This is a genomic window from Streptomyces sp. NPDC101237 (assembly GCF_044767465.1).
Taxonomy (GTDB): Bacteria; Actinomycetota; Actinomycetes; order Streptomycetales; family Streptomycetaceae; genus Streptomyces; species Streptomyces gramineus.
This window is the reverse complement of sequence record NZ_JBIWNY010000003.1, coordinates 20,058-39,556: the sequence shown is the minus strand read 5'-3', so window position 1 is coordinate 39,556 and position 19,499 is coordinate 20,058. Positions and strand designations below refer to the sequence as shown.

Here is a 19,499-nt window from a genome sequence, read left to right as displayed (position 1 = left end):
GGAGGATCCCTTGGCGCTCAGCAGACGTACCTTCAGTGCCCTCGCCGGCTCGACCGCGCTCGGCTTCGCCCTGGGCGGCAGCGGCGGCCCCGGCGCGCCCGCCGCCTACGCGGCGCGCACCGTGCCGACCGGCCCGGCCCCGGCCCCGCCGCGTGCCGACGGACACCGGCACACGATCGGCTACGACCAGTACTCCCTCGTCGTCGACGGCCGGCGGCTGGTCGTGTGGTCCGGTGAACTGCATCCCTTCCGGCTGCCGAGCCCGTCGCTGTGGCGGGACGTGCTGGAGAAGATGCGGGCGCACGGCTACAACACCGTCAGCATCTACGTGGCCTGGAACTTCCACTCCCCCGCGCCCGGCAGCTTCGACTTCACCGGCGTCCGCGACCTGGACCTGTTCCTGCGCACGGCCGCCGAGACCGGCCTGTACGTCATCCTGCGCCCCGGCCCGTACATCAACGCCGAGGTCGACGCCGGCGGCTTCCCCGGCTGGCTGACCGCCACGCCCGGCCCGGCCCGCACCACCGACCCGGTCTACCTCGGGCACGTCGACGCGTGGCTGACGGCCGTCAACCGCATCGTGCGCCGCCACCAGCACACGGACGGCGGCGGGAGCGTCCTGCTCTACCAGATCGAGAACGAGTACGACGGCCACGTGGCCGACCCGTCCGGGCCCGCCTACATGTCCCACCTGTACAAGAAGGTGCGGGCGGACGGCATCGACGTGCCGCTCTTCCACAACGACAAGGGCCGCAACGGCTACTGGATCCCCGGCTCCTTCGACACCGGCGGCGAGCGGGGCAGGTGGCTGTACGGCTTCGACGGCTACCCGTCGCCCGCCCAGACCCCGCCGGACTGGGGCCACTTCGGGATCGGCGGCCTCAAGGGCGGCGCGACCGCGAGCCCCCGTACGCCCGGGTTCGTGCCGGAGTTCGGCGGCGGCTGGTTCGACCCGTGGGGCGGGGTCGAGTTCGGCGGCAAGGGGTACGCCGAGTCCCGGCGCACCCGGGACGCTGCCTACGAACGCCGCTTCTACCTCACCAACCTCGCCAACGGCATCACCCTGCACAACGTCTACATGACCTACGGCGGCACGAACTGGGGCTGGCTTCCGGCGCCGGTCGTCTACACGTCGTACGACTACGGGGCGGCCATCGACGAGGCCCGCAACGTCACCCCGAAGATGGCCCCGATGCACCAGATCGGCCATCTCCTCCAGCGCGTACCGGACTTCGCCAGGCTGGAGCGCGCGGCGGACGTCCACGTGGACGGGCTGCGGACGTACCACCTCACCAACCCGGACACGCGGGCGCACGTGTACGTGCTGCGCAACGACGGGACCGGCGCGGTGACGTCCACCCTGAAGGCCCCGGGGCGGGACGGGACCGACGACATCGAGGTCACCGTCCCGGCCAAGGACGCCCGGCTCGTCACCACCGGGCTCTCCCTCGGCAGGCGCACGCTGCGCTACGCCACCGTGCAGCCGATGGCCGTGCTCACCGCCGGACGGCAGGACGTCGCCCTGTTCACCGGCCCCTACGGCGAGATGGCCCACCTGGTCCTGGACTGCCCGACCGAGCCCTTCGTGCAGCGCCTGGACGCCGAGGCGGCCTGGGTGTACGACCAGAACCTCCTGCACGTGACCGCGCCGCTCGGCCAGGGCGGGCTCACCCGGGTGCTGGTCCAGCGCGGCGAGAGCGACACCCCGCTGCTCCTGCTCCTCGCCGACGACGCGACCTCGCTGCGGCTGTTCCCGTACGACACCCCGTCCGGCACCCTGCTGGTCTACGGCCCTGCGCTGCTGCGGCACGCGAGGATCAACGGGACGGCCGTGGAACTCACCGGGGACACGGTCGGGCCGACCGGCCTGGAGGTGTGGGGGCCGCGCGGGATCTCCTCGGTCACCTGGAACGGGCGGCCGGTGCCGACCCGGGTGAGCCTCTCGGGCAGTCTGGTCGCCACCACGAGCCTGGCGGGGGCCCCGAAGCCGGCGCTTCCGGTCCTGACCGGCTGGCGGCGGAAGGCCGGGAACCCGGAATCGGCGCCGTCCTTCGACGACTCGTCGTGGACGGTGGCCGACAAGAAGACCTCGTTCGGCACGACGCCCGTCCCGGACGGCGGGCCGGTGCTGTTCGCCGACGACTACGGCTTCCACTACGGGGACGTCTGGTACCGGGGCCGGGTGACCGGCGACACCGACGGCCTCCGGTCCGTCTCGCTCGCCTACAGCACGGGCACCCAGGGCATGCTGATGGCCTGGCTGGACGGGGAGCCGCTCGGTTCGCACCGGATGCCGGTGCCGGACGCGAAGACGGTCCGGCAGGGCAGCTGGAGCGCCACGGCCGAGTTCGCCGTCGCCGGGCCGGAGAAGAAGGATCCCGACCACCCCGAGGACACGCAGCGGGAGAAGGACGGCGGGAAGCCGCGCGCGCCGCGCACGCGGGTGCTGTCCGTGCTGGTGCGGCGCATGCAGCACGACATGGACGGCCGCTCCCTGGACACCCACAAGACGGCCCGCGGCCTGACCGCGGTGACCTTCGCGGGCGCCTCCCCGAAGGTGAGCTGGCGCATCCAGGGCGAGGGCGCGCCCGATCCGGTGCGCGGTCCGCTGAACAACGGCGGGCTCCACGGCGAACGGCAGGGCTGGCATCTGCCCGGCTTCGCCGACGGCGACTGGCAGCCGGCCGAACTCCCGCGCGCGGACAAGGGCATGGGCGTCACCTGGTACCGGACCGGTTTCAAACTGGCCGTGCCGGACGGGGTCGACGCGTCGGTGGGACTGGTGCTGGAGGACGACCCGGCGCGGGCCTACCGGGTGCAGATCTTCCTGAACGGGTGGAACCTCGGGCAGTACGTCAACGACGTGGGGCCGCAGCACACGTTCGTGCTGCCGAACGGGATCCTGCGGACCCGCGGCTCCAACACGCTGGCGCTGGCCGTGCTCCGCGACGGGACGAGCGAGTCCGGGCCGGGAGTCGTGCGGCTGGCGCTGCTGGGGAGCGCGGCGGGCGGCGTGCCGGTGACGGCGGTGGCCTCCCCCGGCCGCTGAGCGCGGCGGGCGGGGGGCCTCAGGCCGGACGGATCACGTTCCAGGAGAGCAGGGCGATGAGCAGGGAGCCGGGGACCAGCGCGTCCAGGACGCTGTAGCGGTCCGCCAGGAGGCGCGGGGCCTCGGGCCGGTCCCGCGCGGCGGAGTTCTCGATCTCGTGCCGCTTCGAGGCGTACCAGAGGTTCCACTCGTCGAAGGACAGCGATCCGCTTCGCGGACTTCGGCCGGGCGCCCACGTGGTCGCGGGTGGCGACCAGGTCCTCCTGCTCGTGACCTCGAACGGGACCGTAGGATCAACGCGCTTTCACGTCCCTGGGCGCACGGGGAGTCCCCCGCCCCGAGAGTCGTTCCGGAATGAACCACCGTCGTCGGATCGCATGACGCGGACACGTCCGGACGCGTAATCTCGGACCGTCCGACGCGGCGCGGGGCCGCCGCGGGCGGGGCGAAGGGGGAGCGATGGACGTGGCCGGCGCGCGGCACCGGTGGGCCCGGATCGCGGCGCTGCCGCGGCGCTCCGGACCGGGCGCGCAGATGCGCCGCCTCGCCGCCGGTCTCACCGCGGCCGTCCGCGCCAGGCCCCGGCAGCCCGCCGGAGCGGGCGAGTTGTGCCGGGCGCTGTGCGAGGAGATGACCGCGCTGCGCGGCGGACGGCCGGTGGAGCTGCGCTTCGAGCGGTTCCCGGACGAGATCGAGGTCACCGGAGTGTGGGTGGAGTTCCACGACTTCGACCTGGTCATCGTCGAGGAGCGGGCCGAGGACCTGCAGCGAGTGGTCATCCTCGGGCACGAGTTGTGGCACCTGCACACCGGACGGCGCCACCACCACGGGGCCGGCGCGGAGGCGGCCCGCGCGCTGGCCGGGCGGCCCGGCTGGCGGGACACGGCGCTGACGGTGGCCGCCCGCAACGGCTCCCGCCGGGCCGACGAGGCCGAGGCCGACGACTTCGGACACCGGCTGGCGACCGCCTTGCGGCCCTGGGTCGACCAGCCGCGGCGGGCCCCGTCCGGCCCCGTGCAGCGCAGCCTCGGCTACCGCGGGCGCGGCGGTGCGGCACGGTGAGGACCCTCGCGGCGGCCGCGGACCCCGGCGGGCTCCTCGGCGAGTTCTACATCTCCTTCTGGATCCCCACCGCGGTGCTGACGACCGCCCTGGTGATCAAGCTGCCCACCATCGTCCGGCTGTGGCGGGACCCGCTGCTGCGCGCGGTCGGCGGCCTGCTGCTGCTCGCCTGCGGGGTGTTCGTGTTCTGCACGCCCTCGACGATCGCCACCGTGAACCGGTGGACCGGCGTCCCCAACGTCTCGGCCCCGTGGTGCTATTCCCTCATCACCGCGTTCGGCGGCTCCTGTCTGCTGCTGATCATCGCCTGGCGCAACGGGCTGGCCGACCGCTCGGCCGCCACCCGGCGCGCGATGCGCTGGGTCGTCGCCGGCTACTCCTCGGTGATCGCCGTCCTGTGGCTGCTGTTCGCGCTCGCCGACGTCCCCGTGGAACGGCTCCGGGACCTCGACACGTACTACGCCACCACGCCCTTCATGCGCGAGGAGATCCTGCTCTACCTCGTCGCGCACTGCGTGGCCTGTCTGATCACCTCACGGCTGATCTGGAACTGGGTGCGCACCGAGGGCCTGGACGCCTGGCTGCGCTGGGGCCTGAAGCTGCTCGGCGTCGGCTACGTGCTGAACCTGATCTTCGACGCCTGCAAGCTGGTCGCCGTCACCGCCCGCTGGTGCGGCTCGGACCTGGACTGGCTCAGCACCAGCCTGGCCCCGCCGGTCGCCGCCCTGTCCGCGATCAACATCGCCGTCGGCTTCATCCTGCCGCACGCCGGCCAGTACCTCCACGACCGGTGGCGGATCCGGCTCGCCCACCACGAGCTGCGGCCGCTGTACCAGCTGACCCGGACCGTGCACGGCGACGGCGTCCCGTTCGTGCTGCGCGCCACGCCCGAGCTGCGGCTGACGCGGCGTGAGACGTTCATCCGGGACGTGCTGCTGCCGCTGACCCGGCGCATCGACGCCGATCTCGACCGGCGCTCCTACGACGCGGCGCTCGGCCTCGGCCACCCGCCCGCGCAGGCCCGGGCCCTGGCCTCCGCGGTCAGCATCCTGAACGCCGTCGGCACCCGGGGGCACGCCCCCGAACCCGCCGACGCGACCGGCGGCCCGGACGCCACCCATCTCCTGCGGGAGATCGGCGCGGTGTCCCGGGCGCTGCGCCACCCCGACCGGATCGAGGCGGTACGGGAACGTGCGGCCGCCCCAGCAGAGAGCGTTGCCCTTCATGACTGACCGCACCGCCGTCGTCCTCGGCGGCTCCCTCGCCGGCCTGCTCGCGGCCCGGGCGCTGACCCCCTTCGCGGACCGGGTCGTGGTCGTGGAACGCGACGTGCTGCCCGCGGGCGCGGAACCGCGCAAGGGGCTCCCGCAGGCCCGCCACGTCCACCACCTGTGGTCAGGCGGCGCCCGTGCCCTCGACGAGCTGCTGCCCGGCACCGTCGAAGGGCTGGCCGCGGCGGGCGTACGGCGCGTGCCGGTGACCACGGACATGGTGGCGCTGTCCCCGCGGGGCTGGTACCGGCGCTGGGCGGAGTCCGCGTTCACGCTGACGGGCAGCCGGGACCTGGTGGACCGGGTGGTGCGCGAGCGGGTCCTCGCCGACCAGCGGATCGAACTGGTCACCGGGACCGAGGCGGTGGGCCTGCTCGGCTCGGACCGCGCCGTCACGGGCGTGCGGCTGCGGGCGCTCGGCACCGGCGCGGAGCACGTACGCACCGCCGGTCTGGTCGTCGACGCGACCGGCCGCGGCTCGCGCATGCCCGACTGGCTGGCCCGGCTCGGGCTGCCGGCGGCCGAGGTCCGTGAGGTCGACTCCGGGATCGCCTACGCCAGCCGGATGTTCCGGGCCCCGGCGGAGACGGTCCGTACCGGCTTCCCGATCGTCACCCTCCAGGCGAGCCCGCGGGACGGCCGTCCCGGCCGCGGCGGTGTCCTGATGCCGATCGAGGACGGCCGGTGGCTGGTCACCCTGCACGGCAGCCGCGGCGGCGAACCGGGCTCCGACGCCGAGGACTTCCTGCGCTACGCGCGGGAGGAGCTGGCCCATCCGGTGATCGCCGACCTGCTCGCCGACGCCGAGCCGCTGACCGGCGTGTCGGTGACCCGTACGACGGCCAACCGGCGCCACTTCTACGAACGGGCCAAGGCCTGGCCGGAGAACCTGGCCGTCCTCGGCGACGCGCTGTGCGCGCTCAACCCCGTGTACGGGCACGGGATGTCGGTGGCCGCGCAGGGGGCGCTCGCCGTGCGGGAGGTGCTACGGCGCCGGGGCTGGGGCTCCCCGGGGCTCGCCCGGGCCCTGCAGAAGGCGGTGAGCCGGCCGGCCCGCGCGGCCTGGGAACTGTCCACGGGCACCGACGTGTTCTACCCGGGCGCGACGGAGCACGGGCCAGGCCTGCGCGACCGGCTGGCGCACGCCTACGTGGACCGGCTGCTGTACACGGCGACCGGGAACGGCCGGATCGCCCGCCGGGTCACGGACGTGACGTCACTGGAGCGGGGGGCGCAGGTCCTGCTGACGCCGGGCGTCCTGCTGGGCGCGCTGGTGGGCCCCCTGCGCCCGCAGCTGACCCGGCCGCCGCTCACCACGGACGAACTGAAGGCGGCCGGCGTCCTGTAGGGGGACCGTGCCCCTTCCGGGGCGCGGGGACCTGCGCTACCGGTCCCCGCGCGCCGCGGCCGACCGGCGGACCGGAGCCGCCGCTAGCCCCGGAACGCCGGCTGCGCCACACCCTTCCCCGCGCCCGGGACCACCAGCAGGGAGCCCGCCGTCGGATGCGGCCGCTCCAGTCCCACCCGGGCCGTCGTCACGTACAGGTCGGTCAGGTCGGCGCCGCCGAACGCGCAGGCCGTCGTCAGCGACGCGGGCAGGCCGATCACCCGGTCCAGCTCGCCGTCGGGCGTGTAGCGGTGCACCGCTCCCCCACCCCACAGCGCCACCCACACGCAGCCCTCCGCGTCGACGGTCAGTCCGTCGGGGTATCCGGCGTCCGCCTCGACGGTCACCCACGGGCGCCGGTCGCGCGGCCGTTCGCCGTCGTAGTCGAAGACGTCCACCCGGCGGGTCGGGGTGTCGACGTAGTACACGCGGCTGCCGTCCGGGCTCCAGCCCGTCCCGTTGCTGACCGTGACCTCGGGCAGCAGGGTGGTCACCGAGCCGTCACCGGTCACCCGGGACAGCGTGCCGCCGCCCGTCCTCTCGTCGTAGCGCATGGTGCCCGCCCACAGGGAGCCGTCCGGTGCCACCGCCGCGTCGTTGGCGCGCCGCCCGGCGACCGGCTCGCGGTGGAGCCAGCGGAACGTGTCGTCGGGGTCGAGGAGACCCACGCCGTCCCGGAGGTTGAGCACCAGGCCGCCGTTCACGCGGGGCTTGACCGCGCCGATGTGCTGCTCGGCGGTACGGACCGTACGGCGGCCCGTGACCGGGTCGTAGGTGTGGATCCGCGCGCCGAGCACGTCGATCCAGATCAGCCGGCCGGTCGCCGCGTCCCAGGTCGGGCCCTCGCCCAGGGTGGCCTCGGCCGCCACCGCGACCTCGTAGGGGGTGTACGGGGTCGTCATGCCACGCTCCGGTGGCCCAGGCGCTCGGAGAGTTCGGCGGCGCCCTTGGCGGCGAGCTGCTCCAGCTCGATGCGGCGCTCGTCGCTCCAGCGGATCATCGGGACCGAGATGGACAGCGCCGCGACGACCTGGGCGGCGCGGTCGAGGACCGGTGCGGCGACGCAGGAGACGTCCGGGTTGGACTCCCGGCTCTCCACCGCGATGCCCCGGGCGCGGATCGCGGTCAGGGCCTCGCGCAGGGCGCCCGGCTCGGTGATGCTGTTCGGGGTCATGGCGACGAGGTCGGCGTCGTCCGGGATGCGCGCGGCCAGCTCCTGCTCCGGCAGCGAGGCCAGCAGCATCTTGCCGACCGAGGTGCAGTGGGCGGGCAGCCGGCGGCCGGCGGCGGAGACCATCCGGACCGCGTGCGTGGAGTCGACCTTGGCGATGTAGATGACGTCGGTCCCTTCGAGGATCGCCACGTGCACGGTCTCGTCGCAGGTCTCGGCGACGGACCGGGCGACCTGCTGGCCCTCCGCGGCGAGGTCGAGCTGTTCGGCGTAGCGGCTGCCTAGCTGGTACGGGCGGACGCCGAGCCGGTATCGTCCGGGCTGGCCGGGCACCGAGACGATGTAGGACCGGGCCGAGAGCGTGGTGACCAGTTCGTGCACGGTGGTGCGCGGCAACTGGAGTCTGCGCACTATGTCGGGGGCGGAGAGAGTCCCGTCCCCGTCGAGGAAGAGCTCAAGAATGTCGAGAGCCCGGGTCACGGCAGGCACGAGGCGTCCCACGTCCGGCCCCCTCCCTTGGGTCTTGGCGCCGGATATCGTCGCAAGCGCGAGAGCTGTTCGAGATATCAACAGGCGATCGGCATGACGAACACAGGCTAACCACCGGCCATGTCCCGGGCAATGGCCGGGAACCGGCCGCGAGGCGCGCGTGCACCATGGGGGGCATGCGACTGGACTTCCAGCTGGTGCTGCTGCGCCGCATGGCCGACCACAATCCGGACCTGGTGGAGGACGCCCGGCGGACGCTGGGCGCGTCGATCGCGGACATGCGCGAGACCAACAAGCGGTGGCAGGCGATGGCCCGCTCGCCGCGTTCCCGGTCCGCCGCCGCCCGCTACCGCTCGGTCCTCGGACCGCCCGGCTCCGAGACCACGCGCAGGGTCGGCGACCTGGAGTGCACGGCCTGGCAGTGGCCGCTCTCCCTGTGGCCCGCCCTGCGCTTCGAGGTCCTGGCCGGTCCCGGCGGCGCGGTGTGGAACGCATGGCTGGTCCGTGCCCCCGGCGCCGCCGCCCCGCGACTCGAGACCTACGACGACCTCGCCCCCTGGTCCTGCACGGTCGACGAGGCCGCCCGCGCCTTCGCGCCCGCCCGCCCCCTGGAGGGCACGGCACCCACCCGCTGGGGCCTCGCGCTCACGATGCCCGACGGCCGCCAGGTGGTCGCGGAGTTCACCTGGGGCCTGCTCCAGCGCACGGCGGTCATCGGCGGGCCGCGCTGAGGACCGCCGCCACCACCGCGTCCGTCGACTCCGGGTGCAGGAACAGGAACAGGTTCGGCTCGACCAGCTCCAGCTCCATCACCCGGGGCCGCCCGTCCGCCCCGTCGACGAGATCCACCCGGGCGTACAGCAGCTCGGGCGCCTCCGGTACGGCGGCCAGCGCCCGCCGGGCCACCGCGAGTTCGGCGTCGGTCGCGGTCCACCGCTCCAGGCCGGGGTGGGCGACCTTGTCCGCGTCGTAGGCCGTGCCCGGCGTGAGGACCGCCCGCTTGCGGCTGGCGTGCAGCAGCCTGCCGCCGAAGAACTGCAGCGCCCGCTCGCCGCCGACGTCGATCCCGGCGACATAGGGCTGGACCATCGCGGTCAGCCCCTCGCCGTGCATCCGGGCCAGGTGCGCCGCCGCCGTCGCGCGCTCGCCCGGCGTGTAGCGGGCGGCGAACCTGGCGCCCGCGCCGAAGGCGGGCTTGACGACGAACTCACGGTCCGACGGCAGCTCGACCGTCTCGCCCGGGGCGAGGTACCGGGTCGGCACGACCGGGACTCCGGCCGCCGCCAGTTCGCCGAGATACCGCTTGTCGCTGTTCCAGCGGACCACGGCGGCCGGGTTGGCGATCCGGGTCGCCTTCCCCACCCGCTCCACCCACGGCAGGAACTCCTCGGTGCGCCAGCTGTAGTCCCAGGTGGAGCGGAGCAGGACCAGGTCGAAGGCGCCCCACTCCACGTCCGGGTCGTCCCAGGGGCGGGCCACGGCGTCCGCGCCGGCCTCGGCCAGCGCGGACAGCAGCACCGGCAGATCCTGGTCCTTGCCCGGCTCCAAGCCGGGATCGTAGGTGGCGAGCGCTATTCGGGGCACGGTCGGGGCTCCCTCGTCCTGGTGGCGGCCGGTGTTCTCGTCCGTCGCAGGCTAACCACCGGGGGCCGCCGCACCGCAACCGCGGCCGCCCTGTTGACCTTCACCCTCGGTGAAGCCCCAGCATCGGGGACAGACGTCGAGGAACACGGGGTGCGGCATGAAGTGGCTGACCATCGGCGCCTTCGCGAAGGCCTGCCGGCTGTCGCCGAAGGCACTGCGGCTGTACGACGAGCTGGACCTGCTGCGGCCCGCCCGGGTCGACCCGGACACCGGCTACCGCTACTACGCCGCCGAGCAGCTCGAACGCGCCCGGCTGGTGGCCTGGCTGCGCCGGCTCGGGATGCCGCTCGCGCGGATCCGCGAGGTGTGCGCGCTGCCGCCCGGCCGGGCCGCCCGGGAGATCCGGGCGTACTGGGCCGGGGTGGAGGCGGAGACCGCCGCACGCGCGGATCTGGCCGCGTTCCTCGTCGACCATCTGTCGGGAGAGACCGGAAGGGACACCACCATCATGCTGGAGTTGCGTTACGCCGCCCGTTCGGACCGGGGGCACGTGCGGCCCGCCAACCAGGACACCGTGTACGCGGGGCACCGCCTGCTGGCCGTCGCCGACGGTTGCGGCGCGGCCGGGGCCCGCGCCAGCGCCGCCGCCGTGGACGCGCTGAAGTCCCTGGAGGACGCCGAGCTGTCGGCGGGGAACGTGCTGAACCTCCTGGAGGACGCGGTGCGTTCGGCGGACGACGCGGTGCGGGAGGCGGCCGGGGACGGCACGGACGCCGGTACGACCCTCACCGCGCTGCTGTGGACCGGGTCCCGGCTGGCCCTCGCGCACATCGGCGACTCGCGGGCGTACCTGCTGCGGGACGGCGGACTGTTCCGCATCACGCACGACCACAGCGTGGTGCAGTCGCTGATCGACGAGGGCCGGCTGACACCGGAGGAGGCCGACAGCCACCCCCAGCGGATGCTGCTCGCCAAGGCGCTGCCCGTGAACGCGTCGGCCACGCCGGACCTGAAGCTGCGCGAGGCCCGGGAAGGGGACCGGTACCTGCTGTGCTCGGACGGCCTGAGCAGGGAGGTCCCCGACCGGCGGATCCGGGAACTGGTGGCGGGCGGCGGCGAACCGGCGGACGTGGCGCGGACGTTGGTGGACGAGGCGAACGCGGTGGGCGGCGCTGACAACGTGAGCGTCGTCGTCGCCGACGTCGTCCGCGCCCGGCCGTCCGTCCCGGCCTGAGCACGGTCGTGGCGACGCCCGCCGGCCGCCCGCGGGGACCGGGGGCGGTGACCGGAGTGCGGGTGGACGGCCCGGGAGGCGCACGCCTGGTGTAGGAAGGGGCTGTCGAGGTTCCGACCGGTGAGGAGTCGTCGCGTGTCCCTTCTGTTTCCGGCCCTGGCGGACGGTCCGGGCGAGCACGGCGGGAGCGGGGTCCCCGCGGACCGGGTCCGGGCGCGGGCCGCCCTGCGGTTCGGCGCACGGTCGCTGACGTACGGGCAGCTCGCCGGGGCCGCGGGCGCCGTGGCCCGCGGGATCGGGGACGCCGGCCGGGTCGCCGTGTGGGCGACCCCGGAGCTGGAGACGGCGGTCGCCGTCGTCGGTGTCCTGCTCGCCGGCCGGGCCGCCGTCCCCCTCAACCCGAAGTCCGGCGACAAGGAACTCGCGCACATCCTCTCCGACAGCACGCCCTCCGCGGTGCTGGCCGCCCCGGGCGCCGTGCTCCCCGCGGCCGCGGCCGCCCTGCCGCGGATCGACGTGGACGTGCGCGCCGCCGGCCCCGTCCCCGAGGACCGCGCCGCCGGGGACGATCCCGCCCTCGTCGTCTACACCTCCGGCACCACCGGACCGCCCAAGGGCGCCGTCCTGCCGCGCCGGGCGCTCGCCACCACCCTGGACGCGCTCGCCGACGCCTGGCAGTGGACCGCGGACGACGTGCTGGTGCACGGGCTGCCGCTGTTCCACGTGCACGGGCTGGTGCTGGGCGTCCTCGGGCCGCTGCGGCGCGGCGGCAGCGTCCGGCACCTCGGGCGGTTCGACACCGGCGGCGTCACCCGCGAGCTGACCGACGGCGCGACCATGCTGTTCGGCGTCCCCACCATGTACCACCGGATCGCCGAGGCGCTGCCCGCCGACCCCGCGCTCGCGAAGGCCCTCGGCCGGGCCCGGCTGCTGGTCTCCGGATCGGCCGCGCTGCCCGTCCACGACCACGAGCGGATCGCGGCCGCGACCGGGCGCCGGGTGATCGAGCGGTACGGCATGACGGAGACGCTGATGAACACCAGTGTCCGGGCGGACGGCGAGGCCAGGGCGGGGACCGTGGGCGTGCCGCTGCCGGGTGTGGAGCTGCGGCTGGTGGAGGAGGACGGGACGGCGATCGGCGGGTACGACGGCGAGACCGTCGGGGAGATCCAGGTGCGCGGGCCGAACCTGTTCACGGAGTACCTCAACCGGCCCGACGCCACCGCCGCCGCGTTCACCGCCGACGGCTGGTTCCGGACCGGCGACATGGCCGTGCGCGAACCGGACGGCTACGTGCGGATCGTCGGCCGCAAGGCCACCGACCTGATCAAGAGCGGCGGTTACAAGATCGGGGCCGGTGAGATCGAGAACGCGCTCCTCGAACACCCGGGGGTGCGCGAGGCCGCCGTCACCGGGGAGCCGGACCCGGACCTGGGCGAGCGGATCGTCGCCTGGATCGTCCCGGCGGACCCGCTGTCACCGCCCGGCGAGCGGGAGCTGGCGGACCACGTGGCCGAGCGGCTCGCCCCGCACAAGCGCCCGCGGACGGTCCGCTACCTGGACGCCCTCCCCCGCAACGACATGGGGAAGATCATGAAGCGGGCCCTGGGTGTCTGAGAACCGCTCCGTCCGGCTCTCCGCCCGGCAGTTCCTCGACCTCGTCGCCGACCCCGGCACCTTCACCCAGCTCCCCGACCCCGTCCGCGAGTCCGCGCCCGACGGCCCTCTCGGCTGGCAGGGTTACGACGCCTCGCGCGCCCGCGCCGCCGAGCGCACCGGCGAGCGGGAGTCCGTCGTCGTCGGCACCGCGCGCGTGAAGGGCAGCGCGGCCGTCCTGATCGTGTTCGAGTTCGGCTATCTCGGCGGCTCGCTGGGCGAGCGCACCGGGGACCGGCTGGAGGCGGCGTACCGGCATGCCCGCGCGCACCGGCTGCCGGTGGTGCCGCTGGTCGCCACCGGCGGCAGCCGGATGCAGGAGGGCATGCTCGCCCTGTCCCAGCTCCAGCGGGTGGCCCGCCAGTCGGCGCTCACCCGCGAGGCGGGGCTGCCGCAGATCGCGGTGGTGCGCGATCCGACGACCGGCGGCGGCTGGGCCACCCTGGGTGCCGGTGCCGACGTGATCCTGGCGCTGCCGGGCGCCCAGGTGGGTTTCGCGGGCTCCCGGGTCCGGCCACCGGACGCGGACCCGGCGGCGTACACCGCCCACGCGCAGGTCGCGGCCGGATCGGCGGACGCCGTGGTGGCGCCGGAGGAGCTGCGGGCGGTGCTCGGGCTGTGGCTGCGGCTGCTGACCGGTCCGGTCTCCGCTCCCGCCGCGCCGCCGGACGCCCTGGGCGCCGCCGGACTGCCCGAGACCGGGTGGCAGGCCGTGCTGCGGGCCCGGTCGCCCGAGCGGCCGCGCGCCCGGGCCTACCTGGACGCCTGGTTCGGCGAGAGCCGGGTCGCCCTGGTCGGCGACCGGTGCGGGGGCGCGGACCCGGACGGGATGCTGTGCGGGTTCGGCGAGCGGGACGGGCATGCCGTCGCCTTCGCCGCGCAGACCGGCACGGCGACCCGGCCCGCCGGATTCCGCACCGCCACCCGCCTGATACGGCTCGCCGGCCGGCTCGGGATCCCCGTGCTGACCCTCGTCGACACACCGGGCGCCGCCAACGACGCCGAGGCGGAACGCCAGGGCGTCGGCGCGGCGATCGCGGAGCTGTTCGGCGCGGTGGCGTCGGCGCGGACGCCGGTCACCACCCTGGTCGTCGGCGAGGGCGGCTCGGGCGGCGCGCTGGCGCTGGCCGCGCCCGGCAACACCTGGGCCACGCCCGACAGTTACTTCTCGGTCATCGCGCCGGAGCTGGCGGCGGCGATCCTCAAACGGCCCCCCGAGGAGGTCGAGGCCACCGCCGGCCAGCTGCGGATCCGGCCGCAGGACCTGGTGGAGCTGGGGGTCGTCCGGGGCATCGCCGGTCCCTCCCGGCCCTGAACCACCGCGCTCCCGCCGCCCGGCCGGTCTCCCCGCCGGGTACGGGCGCCGGCCCGGCCGCCGGCCGCGCGCGGCCGGGAAACCCCCGTTCAGCCGTTGCCCCACCCGGCCCCCTCCCGAAGGCGGCCCGTCCCGATCCCCCGGAGGATGCGAAGCAGGCCGCCGACCGGCGGTGCCACCGCGTACGGCCCGCGCACACTCGGGAGGACCTGCCGTGACCGTCAGCCTGGAGCAGTTGCGCCGCTGCCACTTCGCCGTCGATCTGGGGGCCGCCCGTACCCGGGTGTACGTGAAGGGCATGGGCCTGGTCGTCGACCAGCCTTCGGTGGCCGCCGTGAACACGCGGACCGGCGCGCTGATCGCGGTCGGCGAGTTCGCGGAGAGGATGACGGGACGGACCCCCGACTACATCCGCGTGGTGCGCCCCATCTCGGGCGGAACCGTCGTCGACATCGAGATCGCCCAGCGGATGCTGCGCCATCTCCTCGGGGACAAGATCCGCCGCTCGCTGCGCCGCAAGCCCCGGCTGCGCGCGGCGGCCTGCACCCCGCACGACGCCGACCCGCTGGCGCAGCGGGCGACCATCGAGACGCTGGCGGGGCTGGGCGCGCGGCGGGTGGAGCTGGTCGACACGCTGATCGCCGCCGCCGTGGGCTGCGGAATGCCGGTGGAGCGGCCCGAGGCGACCATGATCCTGGTCTGCGGGGCGGCGGCGACGCAGGTCGCGGTGCTCTCCCTCGGGTCGATCGTGTGCGCCGAGCGGCTGCCGGTGGGCGGCGAGGCCGTGGACCGTGCGATCGTGCAGCTCCTGCGGCACGAGCACGAGCTGCTGCTGCCGAGCCAGTCGGTGCGGCCGTTGCAGCTCGCCCTGTCCGGGACCGGCCTCACCGCGGACGGCCCGGCCTCCACCGAGATCCACGGACGGGACGTGGCCACCGGCCTCGTCCGCAGCGTGCGGGTGGACACCGCGGCCGTGCGCGACGCCATCCAGACGCCGCTCACCGGCGTGCTGGACGGGATCGGCAAGGTGCTGCGGGACTGCCCGCCGGATCTGGTCGCCGACCTCGCCGACCGCGGGATCATGATGGTCGGCGGCTCGGCGCTGCTGCCCGGCTTCGACCAGCTGCTGCGCGAGGCCACCGGCATGCCGGTGCACATCGCGGAACGGCCGGACGTGTGCGTCGTCCAGGGCATCGGCGCGATGCTGGAGGGCCGCATCGAACCGCTCGTGCTCAATCCGCTGGCCGCCTAGGCGCGCACCCGGGCGGGCCGGGAAAACCGCTGTGCGCGGTGCGGGCGCCGGGTGACACAGTGACGGCCATGGTGATCCCCCCGCTGCTGCGGCAGCTCGCCCGCACCCGCCGTTTCACCCTCGGCGCTCCCGCCCGTGTCACCGTGGTGCGGGACGGGGACCTCGTCCTGTTCCTGCGCAGCCGGGCCGGGGACGACCCCGTCGGCTGCCTGTGGTCGCTCGATCCGGCGACCGGTGCGGAGCACCTGCTGGCCGACCCCGCCGCGCTGCTCGGCGACGCGGCCGACGAGGTGCCGGAGGAGGAACGCGTCCGGCGCGAACGCGCCCGCCAGGCCGCCACCGGGATCACCGACTACGCCACCGACACGGCCGGCCGGCTCGCCGTGTTCGCGCTGTCCGGGCAGTTGTGGACGGTGGACACCGACTCCGGCACCGCCCGCCGGCTGCCCGCCCGGCAGCCGGTCGTCGACCCGCGCCCGTCGCCCGACGGCCGTCACATCGCGTACGTCGCGCACGGCGCGCTCCGGGTGATCGCGGCCGACGGCGGCGGCGACCGCGCGGTGGCCGAGCCGGGGCCGCGGGAGGGCCCGGACGTCTTCTTCGGGCTGCCGGAGCACGCGGCGAGCGAGTCGATGGCCCGGTACCGGGCCCACTGGTGGGCGCCGGACGGGCAGCGGCTGCTGACCTGCCGGGTGGACAACCGGCAGGTCGAGGTCTGGTGGACAGCGGACCCCGCCGACCCGGCCAGGCCGCCGCGCGCCCTGCGCTACCCGCGGGTCGGCACGGCCAACGCCGAGGTGACGCTGTGGATCGCCGGCCTGGCGGGCGAGCTCACCGAGGTCCGCTGGGACCGGGAGGGCTTCGAGTACCTGCCGGTGGCCGGCTGGGACGCGCACGGCCCGTTCGCCGCCGTGCTCAGCCGCGACCAGCGCACGCTCCGGGTGCTGGCCGCCGACCCGGCGGACGGCGCGACCGTGCCGCTGGCCGAGCTGCACGACGAGCACTGGGTGGAACTGCTGGTGCCCGGTGTGCCGGCGCGGACCGCGGCCGGCCGGCTCGTGACCCACCTCGACCGGGGCGGGACCCGGCACCTGGCCGTCGACGGCGCGCCGGTCACCCCGGACGGCCTGCACCTGCACGAGGTGCTGGCGGTGGACGGCGAGACCGTGCTGTTCACGGCCTCCGCGGAACCCACCGAGCGCCATGTGTGGACCTACCGCCCCGACGAGGGCGTACGCCGGCTGACCCGGGAACGGGGTGTGCACACCGGCGTCCTCGGCGGCTCCACGCTGGTCCTCACCACGCGCACACCGGACCGGCCGGGCTCGTCGGCGACCGTGTGGCGGCTGACCGCGGACGGCCGGACGGAGCCCGCCGGGTCGGGGCCCGGGCCCGTCACGATCGCCTCGCGCGCCCAACGGCCGCTGCTGGACCTGCGCGTGGAGTCCGCTGCCGTCGGGCCGCGCGCCCTGCGCACGCACCTCTTCCTGCCGTCCTGGCACCGTGACGGCGACGCCCCGCTGCCGGTGCTGATCGACCCGTACGGCGGCCCGGCGATGCAGAAGGTGCTGGCCGAACAGGCCGGACACGCCTTCGTGTCGCAGTGGTTCGCCGAACAGGGCTTCGCGGTGCTGGTGACGGACGGCGCGGGCACGCCCGGACGCGGGCCCCGCTGGGAGAAGGAGATCCACGGCGACCTGCTCGGGCCGGTCCTGGACGACCAGGTAGCCGCCCTGCGCCTGACGGCCGGGCGCCGTCCGGAGCTGGACCTCGGCCGGGTCGGCATCCGCGGCTGGTCGTTCGGCGGGACGCTGGCCGCCGCCGCCGTGCTGCGCCGTCCCGACGTCTTCCACGCCGCGGTGGCCGGCGCCCCTCTCACCGATCAACTGCTCTACGACGCCTGCTGGAAGGAGCGTTACCTCGGGCCGCCGGACCGTCACCCGGAGCGCTACGAGCGGTCGTCGCTGCTCGCCGACGCTCCCGGGCTCAGCCGCCCGCTGCTGCTGATTCACGGGCTGTCGGACGACAACGCGTTCCCGGTCAACACGCTGCGGCTGTCCGGTGCCCTGCTGGCGGCGGGGCGGCCGCACGAGGTGCTGCCGCTGAGCGGGATGACCCACTCCGCACCGGCCGACGACACCTTCGGCAGACTGCTCGGACACCAACTGGAGTTCTTCCGCCGGCACCTGACCGGCTGACGGCGGCACGGTCCGCGGCCCGCCGGTGCCGCTCGCTCCGCGGCCGGCGTGCGCCGGGCCGCGGACCGAAGGGTGCTCAGTACGGCAGGATCCGCCCGGAGGGCGTCCTGCGGTCGATCTCCTGTCCCCGGGGAGCGGGCCGACGAACAACGCGTACGCGGATCCGACCGTCCATGACGCCCTCCTCATGCCGAGCCCTGAGCGGGCCTGCCGTCCGGTAGGAGGGCCATGCCCCGAGATCGGCACCTCCAAGCCTCATGGGCGCCGCGAGTTGGAAACCGCCTTCCCGCCTCCTCATCACCGAGTTCGCGCGTCCCGCGCCGCCGGACAGGCCCTTTGACGCGCCCGCAACACGGGGTCATCCGCGGGTAACGGACCGGGACTTGGCGGCCATGGCCCTCGCGGGCCGGGGCCGGCCGGTCAGCGGCGGGCGGTGGCGCCGGACCTGGGTTCCGTGCCCTCCGCGCGCAGCGTGCCGTGACCGCCCGGCGCGGGGGTGGGAGTGGGCCGGGAGGCGCCTCCGGCCTCGGTCGACCTCTTCGGGTGGTGCCGGGGCACGACGTCCTGCGGGAAGGTCAGCTGGCCGTTCATCCACTTCAGGGCGGCGGGCATCTCCCGTACCCAGGTGGGGAAGTTGTGGCTGCCGTTCTCGGGAAGGATCGAGACGACCCGCATGGGCGCCCGGACCGCCTTGATGAAGGCCTCGGTCTGCGGGTAGCCCTTCTCGCCGTGCTTGCTGTTGGCGACCAGCACCGAGACCTGGGGGACGGGCAGGTGCTTCAGCCGCCACATCAGGTCGTGCCCGTCGACCCGCGCCTGCCGGTCCGGTCCGCTGCCGAAGAGGTTGCCGGTGGTGGGGTCGTCCTTGACCGCGTAGTCCGGGGACAGGGCGGCGGCCGTGGTGTAGGAGCCGGGGTCGCGCATCGTGAGCTGGAGGGCGCAGCTGCCGCCCGAGGAGTACCCCATGACGCCCCAGGAACCCGCGTCGTGGCCGGCCCGGTAGCCCGACCTGATCGCCTCCGGCAGGTCCTTGGCCAGGAACGTCTCGGTCTGCGGTCCGCCGGGGACGTCCACGCACTCGGTGTCGCGCGGCGGGGCGATGGTGGGCCGGATCATCACCATGATCGTCGGCTGCATCTGGCCCCTGGCCTGGAGTTCCCCGGCGGTCTGCGAGACCCGCAGGTGCTGGGCGAGGTTGAAGATGCTGCCCGGGTAGCCGCTGAGCGCGACGATCACCGGGAACCGCATGCGGTGGTACGCCTTCTGGAAGTACTGCGGCGGCAGGTAGACGAAGGCCGGGTCGACCACGCCGGTGCGCCTGCCGACGATCTTGACGGACTCCACCCGGCCGACGGCCGCGGCCGGCCCGTCGGGCAGCCCGTCGACGCGGTTCAACTGCTGGTCGCCCGCGGGCTGCACGAGCGCGCCGTGCACGCTGCTGACGCCGTTCACCGAACCGCCGCCGCTGCCGCCGGCCGCCTGGGTGACGCCGACGGGAGCGGTGTCGACGTCACCGAACAGCTCGTTCCAGGAACCGAAGAACTGGTACGACGAGTTCACCGCGCACGCGAAGGCCGCGACGATCGTCACCTGGGTGACCCCGATGACCCCGAGCCGCCCCAGCACCTGCCACAGCCCCGGCCTGGCGAAGCGCGGCCACAGCCAGACCAGCAGCGCCACGCACAGGACGGCCAGTGCCGCCGTCGCGTATACGGTCCCTCGACTGGTCAAACCCATGTGCTCAGTCCCTGACTTCCCTGCCCGTGCCAATGCCCTACGCACAGGAGGAGGGCGCCAGAGCCTTTCCCGTTCCGTAACGAGTGATTCAGGC

14 protein-coding genes are annotated in these 19,499 nt (G+C 74.9%); 10 read left to right on the top strand and 4 right to left on the bottom strand.

Going from position 1 to position 19,499, the window contains the following annotated elements; all coding sequences use genetic code 11:
- Positions 1-10: 10 nt before the first annotated feature.
- The 4 genes from ACIRQ9_RS06010 (at position 11) to ACIRQ9_RS05995 (ending at position 6,730) form a co-directional block, all read left to right on the top strand.
- The gene (locus ACIRQ9_RS06010) at positions 11-3,049 is read left to right on the top strand and encodes a beta-galactosidase (protein ID WP_404167616.1); all 3,039 of its coding nucleotides are present in this window, start codon (positions 11-13) and stop codon (positions 3,047-3,049) included.
- Between the two features lie 459 nt (positions 3,050-3,508).
- Positions 3,509-4,111: a toxin-antitoxin system, toxin component family protein gene (locus tag ACIRQ9_RS06005; RefSeq protein WP_404167614.1), complete on the top strand. Its 603-nt coding sequence runs from the start codon at positions 3,509-3,511 to the stop codon at positions 4,109-4,111.
- Positions 4,108-5,343, top strand: a complete 1,236-nt coding sequence (locus ACIRQ9_RS06000) for an MAB_1171c family putative transporter (protein ID WP_404167612.1) — start codon at positions 4,108-4,110, stop codon at positions 5,341-5,343. Before ACIRQ9_RS06005 ends, ACIRQ9_RS06000 begins: the two co-directional genes overlap by 4 nt.
- Positions 5,336-6,730: an NAD(P)/FAD-dependent oxidoreductase gene (locus ACIRQ9_RS05995; protein WP_404167610.1), complete on the top strand. Its 1,395-nt coding sequence runs from the start codon at positions 5,336-5,338 to the stop codon at positions 6,728-6,730. Before ACIRQ9_RS06000 ends, ACIRQ9_RS05995 begins: the two co-directional genes overlap by 8 nt.
- 83 nt (positions 6,731-6,813) lie before the next feature.
- Here the strand turns inward: ACIRQ9_RS05995 and ACIRQ9_RS05990 are convergent, their stop codons facing one another.
- Both ACIRQ9_RS05990 and ACIRQ9_RS05985 read right to left on the bottom strand, forming a co-directional pair.
- Positions 6,814-7,671 carry an SMP-30/gluconolactonase/LRE family protein gene (locus ACIRQ9_RS05990; RefSeq protein ID WP_404167608.1) on the bottom strand — a complete coding sequence of 286 codons (858 nt, stop codon included), beginning with the start codon at positions 7,669-7,671 and terminating at the stop codon, positions 6,814-6,816.
- Positions 7,668-8,441: an IclR family transcriptional regulator gene (locus ACIRQ9_RS05985; RefSeq protein WP_404167606.1), complete on the bottom strand. Its 774-nt coding sequence runs from the start codon at positions 8,439-8,441 to the stop codon at positions 7,668-7,670. Before ACIRQ9_RS05985 ends, ACIRQ9_RS05990 begins: the two co-directional genes overlap by 4 nt.
- A gap of 164 nt (positions 8,442-8,605) precedes the next feature.
- Between ACIRQ9_RS05985 and ACIRQ9_RS05980 the strand changes: the two genes are divergently transcribed.
- On the top strand, positions 8,606-9,160 hold the full coding sequence (locus ACIRQ9_RS05980; protein WP_404167604.1) for a hypothetical protein: 555 nt from the start codon (positions 8,606-8,608) through the stop codon (positions 9,158-9,160).
- Here the strand turns inward: ACIRQ9_RS05980 and ACIRQ9_RS05975 are convergent.
- Entirely contained in the window at positions 9,141-10,013 is an 873-nt protein-coding gene (locus ACIRQ9_RS05975) for a RimK family alpha-L-glutamate ligase (RefSeq protein ID WP_404167602.1), read from the bottom strand. The two genes, ACIRQ9_RS05980 and ACIRQ9_RS05975, sit on opposite strands and share 20 nt — an antisense overlap.
- A gap of 157 nt (positions 10,014-10,170) precedes the next feature.
- Here ACIRQ9_RS05975 and ACIRQ9_RS05970 point away from each other — a divergent pair, with 157 nt between their 5' ends.
- The 5 genes from ACIRQ9_RS05970 to ACIRQ9_RS05950 all read left to right on the top strand — a co-directional run bounded on the left by ACIRQ9_RS05970 (position 10,171) and on the right by ACIRQ9_RS05950 (position 17,668).
- Positions 10,171-11,247, top strand: coding sequence for a MerR family transcriptional regulator (locus ACIRQ9_RS05970; RefSeq protein WP_404167600.1), 1,077 nt, complete (start codon positions 10,171-10,173; stop codon positions 11,245-11,247).
- Between the two features lie 135 nt (positions 11,248-11,382).
- Entirely contained in the window at positions 11,383-12,864 is a 1,482-nt protein-coding gene (locus ACIRQ9_RS05965) for an acyl-CoA synthetase (protein WP_404167598.1), read from the top strand.
- Positions 12,857-14,218, top strand: coding sequence for a carboxyl transferase domain-containing protein (locus tag ACIRQ9_RS05960; RefSeq protein WP_404167596.1), 1,362 nt, complete (start codon positions 12,857-12,859; stop codon positions 14,216-14,218). Before ACIRQ9_RS05965 ends, ACIRQ9_RS05960 begins: the two co-directional genes overlap by 8 nt.
- Positions 14,219-14,432: 214 nt before the next feature.
- Complete coding sequence (locus tag ACIRQ9_RS05955) at positions 14,433-15,470, top strand: rod shape-determining protein (protein ID WP_404167594.1); 1,038 nt, start codon at positions 14,433-14,435, stop codon at positions 15,468-15,470.
- 68 nt (positions 15,471-15,538) lie between these two features.
- Positions 15,539-17,668 (top strand): prolyl oligopeptidase family serine peptidase, encoded by a 2,130-nt coding sequence (locus ACIRQ9_RS05950; RefSeq protein ID WP_404167592.1) that lies wholly within the window; start codon positions 15,539-15,541, stop codon positions 17,666-17,668.
- 420 nt (positions 17,669-18,088) lie between these two features.
- On the opposite strand, the gene ACIRQ9_RS05945 is transcribed toward ACIRQ9_RS05950, so the two are convergent.
- Entirely contained in the window at positions 18,089-19,405 is a 1,317-nt protein-coding gene (locus ACIRQ9_RS05945) for an alpha/beta hydrolase-fold protein (protein WP_404167590.1), read from the bottom strand.
- Positions 19,406-19,499 lie beyond the last annotated feature (94 nt).

Coding starts and splice junctions, on each gene's coding strand:
- ACIRQ9_RS06005 (WP_404167614.1), top strand. CDS start 3,509: ATGGACGTGGCCGGCGCGCGGCACCGGTGGGCCCGGATCGCGGCGCTG.
- ACIRQ9_RS05950 (WP_404167592.1), top strand. CDS start 15,539: ATGGTGATCCCCCCGCTGCTGCGGCAGCTCGCCCGCACCCGCCGTTTC.
- ACIRQ9_RS05980 (WP_404167604.1), top strand. CDS start 8,606: ATGCGACTGGACTTCCAGCTGGTGCTGCTGCGCCGCATGGCCGACCAC.
- ACIRQ9_RS05970 (WP_404167600.1), top strand. CDS start 10,171: ATGAAGTGGCTGACCATCGGCGCCTTCGCGAAGGCCTGCCGGCTGTCG.
- ACIRQ9_RS05945 (WP_404167590.1), bottom strand. CDS start 19,405: ATGGGTTTGACCAGTCGAGGGACCGTATACGCGACGGCGGCACTGGCC.
- ACIRQ9_RS05990 (WP_404167608.1), bottom strand. CDS start 7,671: ATGACGACCCCGTACACCCCCTACGAGGTCGCGGTGGCGGCCGAGGCC.
- ACIRQ9_RS05995 (WP_404167610.1), top strand. CDS start 5,336: ATGACTGACCGCACCGCCGTCGTCCTCGGCGGCTCCCTCGCCGGCCTG.